Raw genomic sequence first — 15,953 nt, 5'->3', positions numbered from 1 at the left:
CCGCGCTTACTCGGCGCACTTTGTGTTGGCGAGCGCGTTGGCCGCTTCTATCCATTTCGCTACCACGGTCTCTGGATAGCCGCGGTGGAAATGTGAAGTCCAAGGATATGCCGGTCGATCAGTACCGTCTTGAAGCTTAATTTTACTAGTCTCGCACAGCATCTTTGCCGGAGATCCGCCCACGACCGTGTGCGGGGCCACATTCTTGGAGACGAGACTGTGTGCGGCGACAAGCGAATGCGAGCCGACTGTGACGGCTGGTAGTACGACGGACATCGTTGCAACTACCGCGTAGTCCTCCAGCACACATCCCTTCAGGACATTGCTAGGGGGGTGCGGATCGTTGGTCAGGACAACATATGGAAAAATCCATACGAAATCGCCAACTCGCGACGCCTGCCCGATGTGTACATTGCTATGCGTCCGGACGTAGTCACCGATGATGCAATGTCCCTGGATGTCGCTCAACGTCCCGAGTTGGAAATTGACTCCACAGCGTGTCATCTCGCGCACCGTAACCCGGTGGCCGGTTATCAGTCGCTCTCCAAACGACGAGCCCTCGTAAAAGACACTGTGAGACCGGATCAGAGAGTGCTTGCCAATGCGCAGGGGCTGTCCGTCGGATAACTTACTTGGATGCCCGATCTCGCAGAATCCCTCGATCTGTGTACCTTCGCCGATCTCGACGTTGGAGTGAATCACACTGAATGGCCCGATCGAAACATTAGCCGAAATGTTGGCCTCAGGCGAAACGATAGCAGTGGGATGAATCATGATCTCTCCTTGGTCATGGAAACAAAGGTCTCGTGATCCCGAATGTAGTCTTCCGGGTCGTAAATCTTATTTGCCAGCACAAGCAGCACACAATCTGGCGTGAAATCGAACATTTCACGCCAGATCATTGGCCCGATAAACAGACCTTTGGCCGGAGAATCGAGCCTGACGACCTCCCGTTGCTGGCCGTCATCCAGCAGAAAGCTGCAGGCGCCCTTGACGCAAACTGCGACTTGCAGCAGGTCCGCATGGGCGTGATATCCCCGCCGGACCCCGGGCGCCGTATCAAAGATGTAGTACGCACGTGCAACGTGAAAGGGTACGTTGCATCCCTGCTCCAGCGCGATCAACGAACCGCGCTCGTCACCTTTGACGTCAAAGCTGATCAGATGCGTGTTAGTAAGCATGAATTCGTTCAGCTGAGATTGGGGCGAGACACTTGGTCAGCGATTGCTCCCAGCTCTCTGGTACGAGTCCGAAAACTGACTGCAACTTGTCCAGCGCCAGTCGCGAGTTCCTGGGCCGGGCCGCAGGCGTCGGGTATTCCACGGCAGGAATCGGCTCGACGGCCACACCTGTGATGCCTGAGCGTTGCAGGATGGCCTCGGCAAAGCCGTGCCAACTTGTGCTGCCGCTGCTGGTCAGGTGATAGATGCCACCTTGGGCGGTCCACCAGGCGGGATCGGCTTGCGTGCTGCCGAGTCCACGGGCGATAACGTGGCCGGTCAGGTCAGCAATGGAACGAGACCACGTGGGCGCACCGATCTGGTCAGAGACGACACGCAGTTGCGGGCGTTCCGTGGCCAGCCGTTGAATTGTGACCAGAAAATTCTTACCACGCGCGCCGTACACCCAGCTAGTGCGAAAAACCAGAGTGGCCGGATTGGCGCCTAATGCGTTGTGCTCGCCTGCCAGCTTGGAGGCGCCGTAGACGTTCAGCGGGTTAGTGCTGTCTGTTTCCGTGTAGGCGCCGTCCTTGCGGCCGTCAAACACATAGTCTGTTGAGTAATGGATGAATGCAGCTTGCGCGCGCTTGCACTCCTCGGCGAGGACACCCGGAAGATCGGCGTTGAGCAGGAACGCCGTATGACGCTCCTGTTCCGCCTTGTCCACGGCGGTATAGGCGGCGGCATTGACGACGATCGACGGCTCAATGCTGCGGATGAGCGCGCGCACTGCGTCCAGGCGGGACAGGTCCACCACCGAACGATCAATGCTGATGATCTCCCCCAGGCCTTGCAGGCTGCGCAGCAGTTCCCAGCCAACCTGGCCGGTTGTGCCCGTCACGACAATACGTGGTCGCGCGCACGTGGTCATGCGAAAACCTCGGCGTTTGCAAAGGCTGCGGCGGCGGCATCTTTTGCGGCCAGGGTGGGCTCCGCGCCCGCCAGGGGCCATTCAATGGCGATTGTGGGATCGTTCCATACAACGGACCGCTCGTGTTCCGGGTACCAATAGTCGGTCGTCTTGTAGAGAAATTCGGCTGTCTCGCTCAAGACCAGGAAGCCGTGGGCGAAGCCGGGGGGGACCCAGAGCTGACGTTTGTTGTCGGCCGACAGGTGGACACCGGCCCATTTGCCGAAGGTCGACGAAGACTTGCGCAGATCGACGGCGACGTCAAAGACTTCGCCGGAAATCACGCGGACCAGCTTCCCCTGAGCATGCTCGATCTGATAGTGCATGCCACGCAGAACGCCCTTGCGGGACATCGAATGGTTGTCCTGCACGAACGGTGTGCTGACACCGGTCAGAGCCTTGAATTCCCGCGTGTTGAAGCTCTCGAAAAAAAAGCCACGGTTGTCGCCGTAGACCTTGGGCTCGAGAATAAGCACGCCCGGCAGGGTGGTTTCTGTGACGTTGAGGTTCATCGAGGGCCATCCTCGGCGACAAGCTGGCGGAGATACGCGCCGTAGCCGTTCTTGGCGAGCGGCGCAGCCAGTTTCTGGACTTGTTCCAAATCAATCCAGCGCTGGCGGAATGCAATCTCTTCGGGGCAGGCAACCATCAGGCCTTGGCGGCGCTGAAGCGTAGCGATGAACGTCGCGGCCTCAATGAGCGAGTCGTGCGTGCCTGTGTCAAGCCACGCATAGCCGCGTCCCATGATTTCCACTTCCAGGGTGCCACGCTCAAGATAGCGCTGATTAACTTCCGTGATCTCGAGTTCGCCGCGCGCCGACGGCTTGACCTCTGCGGCGATCTGACAGACATCCGCGTCATAGAAGTACAGGCCAGTGACCGCGTAATTCGAGCGCGGTTTGACAGGCTTTTCCTCAAGGGAGACCGCGCGCATGCCACTGTCAAATTCGACCACGCCATAGCGCTCCGGGTCGTGAACATGGTAAGCAAAAACGGTGGCGCCGCTGGCCCGTGCGCTGGCCCGGTTCAACTGCTTTACCAGATCGTGGCCGTAGAAGATGTTGTCCCCAAGTATGAGCGCAGATGGGTCACCGCCGACGAAATCCTTGCCGATGATGAAGGCCTGTGCCAGTCCGTCCGGCGACGGCTGGACAGCATACTGAACATTCAGTCCCCACTGGCTGCCGTCACCGAGCATCTCGGAGAATCGGGGAGTGTCCTGCGGCGTGGAGATGATCAGGATGTCGCGAATCCCTGCTAGCATCAGCGTGCTGAGCGGGTAGTAGATCATCGGCTTGTCGTATACCGGGAGCAGTTGCTTCGAAACGGAATGCGTGATCGGGTACAGCCGTGTTCCAGAGCCACCTGCTAAGATGATGCCTTTGCGTGTCATGAAAAATCCGGTTGGTTAGCGGCGGCCACTGTAGTTTACGTCGACCCACTCCCGATAGGCTCCAGAGGTCACGTCAGCCACCCAATCCTGATTCGCAAGATACCATTCGACCGTTTTGCGCAAACCGGTTTCAAAGGTTTCTGCCGGTTTCCAGTTCAGTTCGCGCTCCAGCTTGCGTGCGTCGATCGCATAGCGGCGATCATGGCCCGGGCGGTCCTTCACGAAGGTGATTTGGTCGCGGTATGAGCCACCCTGCTGGCGCGGTTTCAATGAGTCGAGAAGATCGCACAACGTGTGAACGACTTCGAGGTTGTTTTTCTCATTCCAGCCGCCGACGTTGTAGACCTCGCCCACTTTGCCGGCTTCAAGCACACGGCGGATCGCGGCGCAGTGGTCGCCGACATATAGCCAATCCCTCACATTAAGGCCATCGCCGTATACCGGCAGGGGCTTGCCCGCCAGGGCGTTCGCAATCATCAACGGAATGAGTTTCTCGGGGAAATGATACGGGCCGTAGTTATTCGAGCAGTTGGTCGTCAAGACCGGCATCCCATAGGTATGGAAGTAGGCGCGGACCAAATGGTCTGAACCTGCTTTCGATGCAGAGTACGGACTGTTGGGGGCGTAGGGCGTCGTTTCCGTGAACGGTGCGTCGTCCACGCCGAGCGAGCCATAGACCTCATCGGTGGAAACGTGATGGAACCGGAAGCCTTCGCGTGCCGAACCCTCTAACTTGTTCCAGTACGCACGCGCGGCCTCGAGCAGCGTGAACGTGCCGACCACGTTCGTTTGTACGAAGTCTGCCGGCCCGTGGATCGACCGATCGACATGGCTTTCCGCCGCAAAATGCACAATCGCCCTGGGAGCATACTTTGCTAGGAGGCTGTCCATCGCGGACCGATCGCAGATATCGGCACGAACGAATGTGTGCCTAGCATCTCCATCGAGCGGTGCAAGCGTTTTCAGATTGCCGGCGTACGTCAGCTTGTCGACGTTGACTACGGGCTCGTCGGAACCGCGCAGCCAATCCAGCACGAAATTGGCGCCGATGAAGCCGGCGCCGCCTGTAATCAAGATCATGCGATTTGTAAGGGTAGTCGTTGCGCGAAGGACCTAGACGAGGGATCGGTCCAGCGGTTGTGGGAAGAGGCGGAGGGCTCATGAGAGCCAGCCAAGTATTATAAAGGGTCAACGGTTAGAATCCGAAACCACTTGTAACATTCGCCGCACACTGCGTTTCAATGTGCCGAGAACTTCATGACACAACTGAACCCCACCATCTTCAAAGCCTACGACATCCGCGGCATCGTCGGAAAAACCGTCGATGCCGAAACTGCACGCCTCATCGGCCGAGCCTTCGGCTCTGCAGCGCGCGCCAAGGGCGAATCCGCCGTCGTCATCGGCCGCGACGGCCGCCTGTCGGGCCCTGATCTCCTGGCAGCACTGGCAGACGGACTGCGCGCAAGCGGCGTCGATGTGATCGATCTGGGCCTCGTAGCCACGCCCATGGTCTACTTCGGTACGAACATCGAGCTGGCTCGCCGTCGCGCCACGTCGGGCGTGATGGTTACGGGCAGCCACAATCCGCCCGACTACAACGGCTTCAAGATGGTGCTGGCGGGCCAAGCCATCTACGGCGACCAAATCCAGGCTTTGCGCACGCGCATCGAGCAGGGCGATTTCACTGAAGGCGCCGGCGCCTACGTCCAAGTGGATATCCGCCAGCAGTACATCGACCGAATCGTCTCGGACGTCAAGCTGAGCCGCCCAATGAAGATTGCCGTGGACTGCGGCAACGGCGTGGCCGGTGCGTTTGCGCCGGAGCTGTTCCGCGCGATGGGCTGCGAGGTGACGGAGCTGTTTTGCGAGGTGGATGGCCATTTCCCGAACCACCATCCGGACCCGGCCCACGTCGAGAACCTGCAGGACCTCGTGCGCACGCTGCAAACGACCGACTGCGAACTGGGCCTCGCCTTCGACGGCGACGGCGACCGCCTGGGCGTGGTGACCAAGGACGGCCAGGTCATCTTCCCCGACCGCCAGTTGATGTTGTTCGCGCAAGAAGTCCTGTCGCGCAACCCGGGCGGCGAAATCATCTTCGACGTGAAGTGCACGGGCAAGTTGGCGCCATTCATTCGCGAGCACGGCGGCAAGGCCACGATGTGGAAGACGGGCCATTCGCTCGTCAAGGCCAAGCTCAAGGAAACGGGCGCTCCGCTGGCCGGTGAGATGAGCGGCCATATCTTCTTCAAGGACCGCTGGTACGGCTTTGATGACGGTCTGTACACGGGCGCGCGCCTGCTGGAGATCGTCTCGCGCCTGGCCGATCCGAGCGCCACGCTCAACGCGCTGCCGAACTCGCACTGCACGCCTGAGCTGCAATTGAAGTGTGCCGAGGGGGAATCCTTCGAACTTCTCGACAAGATCAAGGCCAACGCCACGTTTGCCGGCGCGAAGGAAGTGAACCGCATCGATGGCGTGCGCGTGGAATACGAAGATGGCTTCGGCTTGGCACGTCCGTCCAACACCACGCCGGTGGTGGTCATGCGTTTCGAGGCCGACAACGATGCCGCGATGGCGCGCATCCAGAGCGAATTCCGCCGCGTGATCCTGGCCGAGAAGCCGGACGCGCAACTGCCGTTCTGATCGCACGGTCCGCACTCATGAAGTTGGGGGAAAGGGTGACGGCATGCGTGTGCTGATCGTCAAGGTATCGTCGCTTGGCGACGTGGTGCATTGCACGCCGGTCGTTGCCGATATTCTGCGTGCCCATCCGGATGCCGAGATCGACTGGGTGGTTGAAGAGGGCTTCGCGGGCATCGTCCGCATCGTGCGCGGCGTACAGGGTGTGATTCCGTTTGCATTGCGACGTTGGCGCAAGTCGCTTGGTTCCGGCAGAACCTGGGGCGAGATGGCAGCGTTCCGCCGTGCGTTGCGCGCCAATACGTACGATGCTGTGCTGGACACGCAGGGGCTCATCAAGACTGCACTCATTGCCGCGCAGGCGAAGCTGACGCCGAACGGTTTTGTGGCGGGCCTCGGCAATCGTTCGGAAGGCGCCGGCTATGAGCCCGCCGCTAAGCTGTTCTATCAGCGCAAGATCGAGATGGAGCCGCGTGTGCACGTGGTCGAGCGCTCACGCCGCATGGTGGCGGAGGCGCTCGGTTACGCGCTGCCCGATACCATCGATTTCGGTTTGCAGCCGCCTGCCGAGTTGCCGTTCAAGCTGCCGCGTCCATACGTGGCGCTGGTGCATGCGACTTCGCGCGCCGACAAAGGGTGGCCGCAGGCTGCGTGGGTTGAGGTCGCACGCGAGCTGCTTGCGCGCGACTACGCCGTTGCTCTGCCGTGGGGCAGCGAGACCGAGCGGCGCACAAGTGAATCGATCCGCGAAGCCATCGTCGCTGCGGTGCCCGGCACGGTGGGGCGCGTGGTGATTCCGCCGCGCATGTCGCTGCCCGATGTGACGGCGTTTCTCGATCAGGCGACTGCGGTGGTAGGTGTGGACACCGGCCTTGTGCACATTGCCGCCGCGCTGTGCAAGCCGACCGTGGCGCTTTACAACTTCACGACGTCATGGCGCACGGGCGGTTATTGGACGCCCAACGTGCACGACCTTGGCAGTGCCGAGGCCCATCCCACCAGCGCGCAGGCGCTTGATGCGCTGCGTGCGCTGGGTGTGCTCTGATGCTGCGCGTTCTGTATCGCTGGTTGTGGCGCATTGCGTTGCCCTTTGCATTGCTGCGTCTGTGGTGGCGCGGCCGTAAGGAGCCCGGTTATCGCCAGCACGTTGGTGAGCGGCTTGGCTTCTATCCGCCCCGCCCGAATCCGGATCGCCCTTTGCTGTGGGTGCATGCCGTGTCCGTTGGCGAGACGCGCGCAGCGCAGCCGCTCATCGATGCGCTGCTTGCGCGCTTTCCTCACCACGCCGTGCTGCTCACGCACATGACGCCGACGGGCCGCCGCACCGGTGCTGAATTTGCGGCGCAACGCAACGGCCGCGTCATCCAGGCGTATCTGCCGTACGACTTGCCGAGTGCGGTCGACCGGTTCCTGCGCCACTTCCAGCCGCGCCTTGGCTTGCTGATGGAGACCGAGATCTGGCCGGTACTGATCGAACGTGCCTATGCCGCTGGTGTGCCGATGGTGCTCGTCAATGGACGCCTGTCTGCGCGCAGCCACCGGCGTACCGCACGCCTCGGTGACGCAGCGCGCCAGACGTACGCACAACTCGCCGCCGTGCTGGCCCAGACGCCCGACGATGCCGATCGCTACCGCTCGCTCGGCGTGCCGCGCGTGCGCGTGACCGGCAACCTGAAGTTCGACATCACGCCGCATGTGGACCAGATCATGGCCGGCCGCGTGCTGCACGATGCGCTACGTGGCCGATCGGCATGGGTGGCGGCCAGCACGCGTGAGGGCGAAGAGGCCTTGCTGCTCGACGCTTGGCAGGCGCATCGCGCGCAGCATGTCGGGCGCCGGCATGCCTTGCTGATTCTCGTGCCGCGACATCCGCAGCGTTTTGATGAAGTGGCCCAGGCGGCCGAACGCGCGGGCTTGCGCGTCGTGCGTCGCAGCGCATTGTCGGTGTCTGCGGCAGGCTTGGCGGACGCCGATGCGCTTGCCGATGCCGACGTCCTGCTCGGGGACTCGATGGGCGAGATGGCGTTGTACTACGCGGCCGGGGAGGCGGCGTTCATCGGCGGCAGTTTGCTTCCGCTTGGTGGGCAGAATTTGATCGAAGCCTGCGCGGTCGGCACGCCCGTGGTCATCGGTCCGCACACGTTCAACTTTGCGCAGGCGACACGCGATGCAGTGGCCGCGGGTGCCTGTGAGCAGGTGGAAGACGCTGCTGCAGTGATACGTGTGATCGACGCTTGGCTGTCGGATGCCGATGCGCGCGAAGCCGCATCACGCGCCGCGCTGGCCTTTGCTGCCACGCACGGGGGTGCAACCGCCCGGACGGTGGAGGCGGTGGCGTCTTTGGTATTGCCGACGCTGTAACGCAGTGCACGTTCGGCACGAAAAGTGCGAACTCATGGCGAGCCGGGCAGACTAACGGCTCTTCATGTGGTTTGCATTCCGTCATCGTTTACGACCCGTTCATGTCCCAACCGAATCGTCCCAAGCCGAGCCTGCTGCAAACGCCGCGCCGCGTGGTGCTGACCGCCGTGGCACTGGCCGCAGTCACCGCCGCCACCATCATCGGTGCCGGCTGCATGACGCCAACGCCTTCATCCGCGCCCGCGGCGGCCGCCCCCGTGGTGGCCTCAGCGCCGGCCGCTGAAACCAAACAGACACCCGCCAACGCAGCGCCCAACCCGGGCCAGGCGACGCTCGCGCAAGCGCAGGGCGAGGGCCGCTCGCGCTTCGTGCTCGTGCGTTGGCAAGAGCCAGGCGCCGCGCCCAAGGAATTGCCTTCCGCCGAGGGCGACGACGCCGAACCGGCTACGCAGCCGATTTCAATCGAATTCAGTGCTGGCCTGGAGGCGGCCAACGGCGTGGCGTCCGGCTACTCGGGCTGCAATCGCTTCTCGGGGCCTTATGAGAAGCTCGCCTCGGGCATGCGCTTTGGCAACCTGGTGTCGACGCGCATGGCGTGCGACCCGACGCGCATGGAGCTGGAGACGGCGTTCCTGGAGGCGCTCAAATCGCCACTGGCGACCGTCGGTATGCAGCCTTCGGCCAACGGCAAGCAGGGCCGCCAGGTCATCTGGAAAACCAGCGGCGGCGCGTTGCTGCAGTTTGCCGAGCGGCCGCTGCCGCCGCGCGGCCAGACCCACTAGTCAGTGTTTGGCCGATTTGCCGGCACGTTTCGCCAGTTCGGGTTTGGCGCTTGCCGGCGGCAACGCGGTGATATCGCTTGAGCCATTGGCCGTGAGCAGCGTGTTCACCTGGATCACGTCTGCCTCGCTTAACGAGCCGGCGGCGGACTTCAGCCGTAGCCCGTTGACGATGGTGTCGTAACGCGCGCGTGCCAGATCGCGCCGCGCTTGAAAGAGCTGCGCCTGCGAATTCAGCACGTCGGTGCCGATGCGCACGCCCACACCGTAGGCGAGCTGGTTGGAGTCGTAGGCTGTGCGCGCCGACAGCTCGGCCGCTTCCAACGCTTTGACCTGCGCCAGCCCTGCGATTACGCCGATGTACGCTTGCCGTGCGCCCTGCTCGGCAGAGCGGCGGGCGAATTCTAGGTCGTTTGCGGCCTTGGTTTCCAGCGCGATGTTTTCACGCACGCGCGACTGGATCGCACCGCCTGCAAAGATCGGAATCGACACCTGCACGCCAATCTGGGAGCTGTCAAAGCGCGCGCCGCCCGGCAGCGATGGCAGATATTGGTTACCGCTGGCATTGGTGTGACCAGTCTGCGCCACCAGATCGACCGAGGGCAGATGGCCTGCGGTCGCCTTCTTCACATCACGCTCTGCGCTTTGCAGGTTGTATTGCGCCAGCGCCACTTGCAGGTTGCTGCTGCGCGCTTGGTCCACCCAAGGCTCTGCTGAAGCCGGTTCAGGTTGGGGGATCGTAACGCCTGGGCGCACGCCGGCCAGCGTGCCAACGGGCTCTCCGATGATCTGCTTGAGCGCCGATTGCTTGATCTCGAAGTCGCTGCGTGCGGCGATGACGCTGGCGTCGATGGCATCGCGGCGTGCCTGCGCGTCGTTCGCGTCGGTGATGTTGGCGTTGCCGACGTCGAAGTTGCGGCGCGCCTGTTCGTATTGCTGCTGGATCGCATCGCGCTGCGCGGTGGCGAGCTGCAGCGTGTCCTGCGCGTTGAGCACGTCAAAGTACGCCTGCGCCGTACGCGTGATGAGATCGAGCTGCGCTTGCGCGAGCGAGGCCTCGGCGGCCTGCGCGGCAATTTCGCCTTGCTTGTAGGTTTCCCAGCGGTCCCAGCGGAAGAGCGGCTGCGACAGCGACAGCGTCCAGCCCGTCGATGAGAACGTCTTGTTGAATTCGGCTGGAGCGGTTTGATCGAAGATGACGCGCGTGGAACTCCAGGCGCCGCCAATCTGCGGCAGTAAGCCGGCGCGGCCTTGCGTGAGCTTCTCGCGTTGCGCGAGCGACTGCGCGCGGGCCGATGCGAATTGCGGATCGTTGGCCAGCGCGGCGCGATAGGCAGAGAGGAGGTCGGTCGCAGCCGGCGTGTTCGATTGGGACTGCGCCCACGCGAACATCGGCATCATCGAACAGCACAGCACAACAAGCGAACCGCGCGCGGCCATCCGCGTACGGCTACTGCGAGCAACAGGCATAAAGCCCCCGAGCGAGGAGGAAACGTTCGCGTTCGGAAGGCAGCGCGGGCGCGTCAGACCCTGTTCAGTGTCTGTGGAGCGTGAACAAGGTTTTGCCCGGCGGCGGCTTCCCCAATCAGTACGTCGCCATCTGCGGATCCACCTGGTGAGCCCAGGCATGGACGCCGCCTTGCAGGTTGTAGACACGCGCGGCATCAAAGCCACCTTGCGTGATCAGATACTGCGCAACCTGCGCGCTGCGTCCGCCGTGATGGCAGATGCAGACGATGTCTTGGTCAGCATTCAGCTCGCCGGCACGCGCCGGAATCTGGTCCATCGGAATGTGCGTAATGCCGGGAATGGCACAGATCTCCAACTCCTCCGTCCAGCGCACGTCGAGCAGGACGGGCTTCGTGCGCGACGCGTCGGCGAGCCAGTGGGCGAGGGCGGTGGGAGCGAGCTGTTGCATGATGATTGGGGAGCCGAGATGGATCAGAAGCGGAAAAGCGACGGTGCGGGAACGCCCACCAGCGGCGCCACGTACGTCTCGAACAGGTTGCGCGTCTGATATTCGGTGTTCGAGATGCGCGTGATCAGTTGTGCTTCCATGACCGGTGCGCCACCCACGAAGATCGACAGGCGACCCCCAACCTTGAGCTGCTTGAGCAGCGCTTCAGGCACGGCGGGCACCGAGCCCGAGACGCAGATGACGTCATAGAGGCCATCGCCCCAGCCTTGTGCGCCGCTGGCTTCGACCACGTCGACGTTGGTGACGCCGTTGCGCGAAAGGTTGTCGCGAGCGAAGGCGACAAGCTCCGGCACGATGTCGAGCGTGGTGACCTGGCGGCCGCGATGGGCGAGCAGGGCAGCCATATAGCCGGAGCCCGCGCCGACTTCCAGCACGTCTTCGTGCTTGCGCACGGCCAGCTCTTGCAGCACGCGGGCTTCCACGCGCGGGGCCAGCATGTTCTGGCCGCCGGCCAGCGGGATTTCCATGTCGACGAAGGCCAGCGCGCGGTAGGCCTCGGGCACGTAGTGTTCGCGCTTGACGACGCTGAGCAGGTCGAGAACGTCGGTATCGAGCACGTCCCAAGGACGGATTTGCTGCTCGATCATGTTGAACCGGGATTTTTCGATGTCCATGGGCATGCCTTCCACGCGGAGCGAGTGATGCAAATGAGGGTTTGACGACAAACCCGGCATTTTAGCAAGTCCGGAGGACATTCCGGCAGACGTTGTCATGACGAGGCCCCTTTATCGGGGTGGCCGCCAGCTTCGGGTAGCGTGCGCCACGGTTGCGCAGTGAGCGCGGGGGGCGGCGGAATCACGGCGCCCGTCACCGGATTGCGCAGCACACCGTGCAGCAACAGCGACACGACGTGGGCGATGAACGCTTTGGGTTCCAGAGCCCGGTGCGAGCACGGGCCGAACGAGTGCTTCCACATCATCAGGAAGATCATCGGCGCGACCATGGTCAGCGTGGTGAGGTCGATGTCGACGTCGCGGAATTCGCCGCGGGCCATGCCGCGTTCGAGGATGCGCGCGAACAGGCGGTCGCAGCGCTCGATAACTTCCTCGTGGTAATACTGCGCCAGGTCCGGAAAGTTGCCCGATTCGGCCATCAGCAGTTTGGTGAGGCCCGAAGCTGGCGATTCGCCGATCAGCTCCCACCAGCCCATCAGGATCTCGTGCAGCAGCGCTTCGCTGGTGCCGTCAAAGCTATCAATCAGGGCTTCGCCCTCGGCCAGCGCGGGCACCAGGTTTTCCTGCACGACGGCCTTGAACAGCTCTTCCTTGTTGGCGAAATACAGGTAGACCGTGCCCTTGGACACGCCGGCGGCCGATGCCACGTCTTCCAGGCGCGTGGCCGCATAGCCACGCGCCACGAACAGGTTCAGCGCGGCGGCGACCAGTTCCTGGGGGCGGGCCTCTTTGCGGCGCGTCCAGCGTTTGGAGGAAGACTCGGAATCTTGATCAGTCACGGCGGTAGGGCGCGGTCAGTGCGCACGGTCACTGACTCACAGATAACTTACTTTCCGGTCATTAATGTACGCATGCCGCAAGGGTGGGTCAAGCGGCATCGGCAATGTCAATCAGACTGGGCCTCGAATGTGCTGGTGCACAATAGCGGTTTCCGCCCGATTTCGTTGACTTGGACAGCATGGACTGTCGACCTCACTGCGGCGCGTGCTGCATCGCGCCTTCCATCTCCAGCCCCATTCCTGGCATGCCGAACGGCAAGCCGGCCGGCGTGCGCTGCGCGCAACTGGATGAGGCCAACGGTTGTCGTATCTTCGGCCAGCCGGAACGTCCGGCGGTGTGCGGCAGCCTGCAGCCCGAGCCCGACATGTGCGGAAGCTCGGCCACGCACGCCATGCAGTTTCTGACCCGACTTGAAATCGCTACCGCAGCGCATTGATTCGTTATGACCGACTCCACGAAACCTGCTGCCCGCTCCAACCGCATCCGCTGGTGGTCGGGGGCTGCCGCCGTTGCCGTGGCCATTGCCGTCGCGCTCGTGGCTTGCATGCCGACCGGCTGGACCGGTGACGGCTACACCTTTTCCCGCGGCCAGATGCAAGACGCGCTTGCGCGCAAGTTTCCGTTCCAACGGCGCTTTCTCGGCTTCTTTGACGTGACGCTGTCCAATCCGCAGGTGTCGCTTGACCCCGCGCGCAACCGCATCGCCATCCAGGCAGACGCTGTGGTGCAGAGCGGCCTGTTCCGCCAGCCGCTGACGGGGCCGCTGGCCGTCTCCAGTGGCTTGCATTACGACTCGCCCACGCATTCGATTCGCCTGGATCAGCCCAGCGTCGATCGCTTCGATTTGCAGAACGTGCCCGGCGGCATCGGCCCGCAGATCAGCTCGATCGGTTCGTTGATTGCCGGCCAACTGCTCAGCGACTACGCCGTCTACACGTTCAAGCCCGAACAGCTGAAAGTGGCTGGCATTGCCGTGGAGCCCGGTACAATCACGGTTTTGCCCGAAGGCGTGCACGTTCAGGCCAAGCGGCCCTGAATTTCTGCTGCGCGCCCAGCGCTTCGTTTTCTTCTTCCTCTTTGCTTATTGCATGGATATCGCACTCGCCATCAAAGCGCTGATTCTCGGCATCGTCGAAGGCCTGACCGAGTTCCTCCCCATTTCCAGCACCGGCCATCTGATCCTCGCTGGCCAACTGCTCGACTTCAATGACGAAAAGGGCAAGATCTTCGAGATCGTGATCCAGTTCGGCGCCATCCTGGCGGTGTGCTGGGAGTTCCGTCACAAGATCATCGACGTCATCAAGGGTCTGCCGAATGACCCGCGCCAGCAGCGTTTTGCGATCAACGTGATCGTGGCGACGATTCCCGCGATCACGCTTGCGCTGATCTTCGGCAAGGCCATCAAGGCGCATCTGTTCAACCCGATCGTGGTGGCATCGGCGTTCATCCTCGGGGGCTTCGTGATTTTGTGGGCCGAATGGCGCGAACGTCATCGCGGCGAGACGCACGACCCGCGCGCCAATGCGCTGCTCGAAGCCGCCAAGGCTGGTGCGCCGCGCATTGAAACGCTGGATGACCTGCGCATTTCCGATGCCATCAAGGTGGGCTTCGCGCAGTGCTTCGCGCTGATTCCGGGCACGTCGCGTTCGGGCTCGACCATCATCGGCGGCCTGCTGTTCGGGCTGTCGCGCAAGGTGGCGACGGAGTTCTCCTTCTTCCTTGCGATTCCCGTGATTTTTGGCGCGACGGTGTACGAGCTGTACAAGTCGCGCGCGCTGCTGTCGGCTGACGATCTGTCGATCTTCGCGGTCGGTTTTGTAGCCGCATTCATCTCGGCATTCTTCTGCGTGCGCTGGCTGCTGAAGTTCATTGCCACGCATGATTTCCGCGGCTTTGCGTGGTACCGGATCATCTTCGGCATCATCGTCCTGGTGACGGCCTATACGCACCTCATCGCCTGGCAAGCCTAAGCCACCGGCGAGCATTTCCCTTTCTCGGTGCGAGGCTTTCGCACCGTCTGCACGATCGGGCGGATTCGGACACACTGACGGTTTATTTAGCCAGCCGCTGACTGCCGAATCTCCCGATCATGAGTGCTCTCTTCCAGCCTTTTTCCCTGCGCGGTCTCACGCTTGAGAACCGCATCGTCATCTCGCCGATGTGCCAGTACTCGGCCGACAACGGCCAAGCCACGGCGTGGCATCACACACATTTGGGTGGTCTGTCGCTTTCGGGCGCCGGGTTGCTGATGATCGAGGCGACGGCCGTGTCGCCGGAAGGCCGCATCACCAACGGCTGCCTGGGTTTGTGGGACGACACGACCGAAGCCGCGCTTGAGCGCACGCTGGCAGCCATTCGCCAGAACGCGCTGGTGCCGATCGGCATGCAGATCGCGCACGCGGGCCGCAAGGCTTCGAGCGCTCGGCCTTGGGAAGGCGGCGCATTGTTGGCGCTCGATGCCGGCGGCTGGGAAACGATGGGTCCGTCCGCGTTGCCGCAGCGCCCCGAAGAGCGCGCTCCGCGTGAGATGTCCGATGCGGACCTCGCCCGCGTGCGCGACCAGTTTGTCGACACCGCACGCCGCGCTGTGCGGCTTGGCCTATCGGCCATCGAGCTGCACGCCGCCCATGGCTATCTGCTGCACGAATTCCTGTCGCCGATCGCCAATCAGCGTACCGATGCCTATGGCGGTTCGCGTGAGAACCGCATGCGCTATCCGCTGGAGATCTTTGACGCGGTGCGCGCCGTGGTGCCGGACAACATTCCGGTTGGCGTACGCGTGTCTGCCACCGATTGGGTGGAGGGCGGTTGGACGCCGGAGGATTCGGTGGCTTTTGCGCAGGCACTGCGTGTCCGCGGCTGCGATTGGATCGATGCGTCGTCAGGCGGGGTGTCGCCGCTGCAGCAAATTCCGCTGTCGACCGGCTATCAGGTGCCGTTTGCCGAGAAGATCCGCCATGAAGCGGATATCCCCGCCATCGCCGTCGGCCTCATCAACGAGGCGCATGAGGCGGAAGCCATCGTTGCGCAAGGGCGTGCGGACTTGGTTGCTGTCGGCCGGGCGTTCCTCTACAACCCGCACTGGGCTTGGGCGGCGGCCGCTGAATTGGGCGCGACGGTCAAGGCGCCGCCGCAATACTGGCGCGCCTTCCCGCGCCACGCCAAGAACCTCTTCGGCGATACGCATTTCGGCGCACGCTGACGCGCGCCAGCGT

General features: G+C 62.7%; 18 protein-coding genes. 8 read left to right on the top strand and 10 right to left on the bottom strand.

Features of this window, described 5'->3' with window-relative positions; translation table 11 throughout:
* Positions 1–6: 6 nt before the first annotated feature.
* The 6 genes from ACTJK6_RS05630 to rfbB are packed head-to-tail and all read right to left on the bottom strand — an operon-like array spanning position 7 to position 4,603.
* Entirely contained in the window at positions 7–774 is a 768-nt protein-coding gene (locus tag ACTJK6_RS05630) for an acyltransferase (RefSeq protein ID WP_440838500.1), read from the bottom strand.
* Positions 771–1,181 (bottom strand): sugar 3,4-ketoisomerase, encoded by a 411-nt coding sequence (locus tag ACTJK6_RS05625; protein WP_440838499.1) that lies wholly within the window; start codon positions 1,179–1,181, stop codon positions 771–773. The genes ACTJK6_RS05630 and ACTJK6_RS05625 overlap by 4 nt, the downstream gene beginning before the upstream one ends.
* Positions 1,171–2,091 carry a dTDP-4-dehydrorhamnose reductase gene (rfbD, locus tag ACTJK6_RS05620; RefSeq protein WP_440838498.1) on the bottom strand — a complete coding sequence of 307 codons (921 nt, stop codon included), beginning with the start codon at positions 2,089–2,091 and terminating at the stop codon, positions 1,171–1,173. The genes ACTJK6_RS05625 and rfbD overlap by 11 nt, the downstream gene beginning before the upstream one ends.
* Positions 2,088–2,642, bottom strand: coding sequence for a dTDP-4-dehydrorhamnose 3,5-epimerase (rfbC, locus tag ACTJK6_RS05615; protein ID WP_440838497.1), 555 nt, complete (start codon positions 2,640–2,642; stop codon positions 2,088–2,090). Before rfbC ends, rfbD begins: the two co-directional genes overlap by 4 nt.
* Positions 2,639–3,523 carry a glucose-1-phosphate thymidylyltransferase RfbA gene (rfbA, locus tag ACTJK6_RS05610; protein WP_232042179.1) on the bottom strand — a complete coding sequence of 295 codons (885 nt, stop codon included), beginning with the start codon at positions 3,521–3,523 and terminating at the stop codon, positions 2,639–2,641. Before rfbA ends, rfbC begins: the two co-directional genes overlap by 4 nt.
* A gap of 15 nt (positions 3,524–3,538) precedes the next feature.
* Entirely contained in the window at positions 3,539–4,603 is a 1,065-nt protein-coding gene (rfbB, locus tag ACTJK6_RS05605; protein WP_440838496.1) for a dTDP-glucose 4,6-dehydratase, read from the bottom strand.
* A gap of 177 nt (positions 4,604–4,780) precedes the next feature.
* Between rfbB and ACTJK6_RS05600 the strand changes: the two genes are divergently transcribed.
* The 4 genes from ACTJK6_RS05600 to ACTJK6_RS05585 all read left to right on the top strand — a co-directional run bounded on the left by ACTJK6_RS05600 (position 4,781) and on the right by ACTJK6_RS05585 (position 9,309).
* Complete coding sequence (locus tag ACTJK6_RS05600) at positions 4,781–6,169, top strand: phosphomannomutase/phosphoglucomutase (protein ID WP_440838495.1); 1,389 nt, start codon at positions 4,781–4,783, stop codon at positions 6,167–6,169.
* A 43-nt stretch (positions 6,170–6,212) separates the two neighbouring features.
* A complete protein-coding gene (gene waaC, locus ACTJK6_RS05595) occupies positions 6,213–7,211 on the top strand; it encodes a lipopolysaccharide heptosyltransferase I (protein WP_322016273.1) in 999 nt (332 codons plus the stop codon).
* Positions 7,211–8,527, top strand: a complete 1,317-nt coding sequence (gene waaA, locus ACTJK6_RS05590; RefSeq protein ID WP_440838494.1) for a lipid IV(A) 3-deoxy-D-manno-octulosonic acid transferase — start codon at positions 7,211–7,213, stop codon at positions 8,525–8,527. The genes waaC and waaA overlap by 1 nt, the downstream gene beginning before the upstream one ends.
* Positions 8,528–8,628: 101 nt before the next feature.
* The gene (locus ACTJK6_RS05585) at positions 8,629–9,309 is read left to right on the top strand and encodes an META domain-containing protein (RefSeq protein WP_440838493.1); all 681 of its coding nucleotides are present in this window, start codon (positions 8,629–8,631) and stop codon (positions 9,307–9,309) included.
* Here the strand turns inward: ACTJK6_RS05585 and ACTJK6_RS05580 are convergent, their stop codons facing one another.
* The 4 genes from ACTJK6_RS05580 to ACTJK6_RS05565 all read right to left on the bottom strand — a co-directional run bounded on the left by ACTJK6_RS05580 (position 9,310) and on the right by ACTJK6_RS05565 (position 12,737).
* The gene (locus ACTJK6_RS05580) at positions 9,310–10,746 is read right to left on the bottom strand and encodes a TolC family outer membrane protein (RefSeq protein ID WP_343618300.1); all 1,437 of its coding nucleotides are present in this window, start codon (positions 10,744–10,746) and stop codon (positions 9,310–9,312) included.
* 145 nt (positions 10,747–10,891) lie between these two features.
* Positions 10,892–11,224: a rhodanese-like domain-containing protein gene (locus ACTJK6_RS05575; RefSeq protein ID WP_440838492.1), complete on the bottom strand. Its 333-nt coding sequence runs from the start codon at positions 11,222–11,224 to the stop codon at positions 10,892–10,894.
* A gap of 23 nt (positions 11,225–11,247) precedes the next feature.
* Positions 11,248–11,898: a protein-L-isoaspartate O-methyltransferase family protein gene (locus ACTJK6_RS05570; protein ID WP_232042187.1), complete on the bottom strand. Its 651-nt coding sequence runs from the start codon at positions 11,896–11,898 to the stop codon at positions 11,248–11,250.
* 95 nt (positions 11,899–11,993) lie between these two features.
* Complete coding sequence (locus tag ACTJK6_RS05565; protein ID WP_343618295.1) at positions 11,994–12,737, bottom strand: TetR/AcrR family transcriptional regulator; 744 nt, start codon at positions 12,735–12,737, stop codon at positions 11,994–11,996.
* A gap of 179 nt (positions 12,738–12,916) precedes the next feature.
* On the opposite strand from ACTJK6_RS05565, the gene ACTJK6_RS05560 reads away from it, so the two are divergent.
* The 4 genes from ACTJK6_RS05560 to ACTJK6_RS05545 all read left to right on the top strand — a co-directional run bounded on the left by ACTJK6_RS05560 (position 12,917) and on the right by ACTJK6_RS05545 (position 15,940).
* The gene (locus tag ACTJK6_RS05560) at positions 12,917–13,174 is read left to right on the top strand and encodes a YkgJ family cysteine cluster protein (RefSeq protein ID WP_316878162.1); all 258 of its coding nucleotides are present in this window, start codon (positions 12,917–12,919) and stop codon (positions 13,172–13,174) included.
* A 6-nt stretch (positions 13,175–13,180) separates the two neighbouring features.
* Positions 13,181–13,774: a DUF1439 domain-containing protein gene (locus ACTJK6_RS05555; protein ID WP_260802895.1), complete on the top strand. Its 594-nt coding sequence runs from the start codon at positions 13,181–13,183 to the stop codon at positions 13,772–13,774.
* A 52-nt stretch (positions 13,775–13,826) separates the two neighbouring features.
* Positions 13,827–14,708: an undecaprenyl-diphosphate phosphatase gene (locus ACTJK6_RS05550; RefSeq protein ID WP_027677989.1), complete on the top strand. Its 882-nt coding sequence runs from the start codon at positions 13,827–13,829 to the stop codon at positions 14,706–14,708.
* A gap of 119 nt (positions 14,709–14,827) precedes the next feature.
* Complete coding sequence (locus tag ACTJK6_RS05545) at positions 14,828–15,940, top strand: NADH:flavin oxidoreductase/NADH oxidase (RefSeq protein WP_414560300.1); 1,113 nt, start codon at positions 14,828–14,830, stop codon at positions 15,938–15,940.
* The last annotated feature ends 13 nt before the right edge of the window (positions 15,941–15,953 follow it).

The organism is Ralstonia sp. 22086 (assembly GCF_052045975.1).
GTDB lineage: Bacteria > Pseudomonadota > Gammaproteobacteria > Burkholderiales > Burkholderiaceae > Ralstonia > Ralstonia wenshanensis.
Note: the sequence above shows the minus strand (reverse complement) of the source record. Positions and strands in the feature narration are given on the sequence as shown.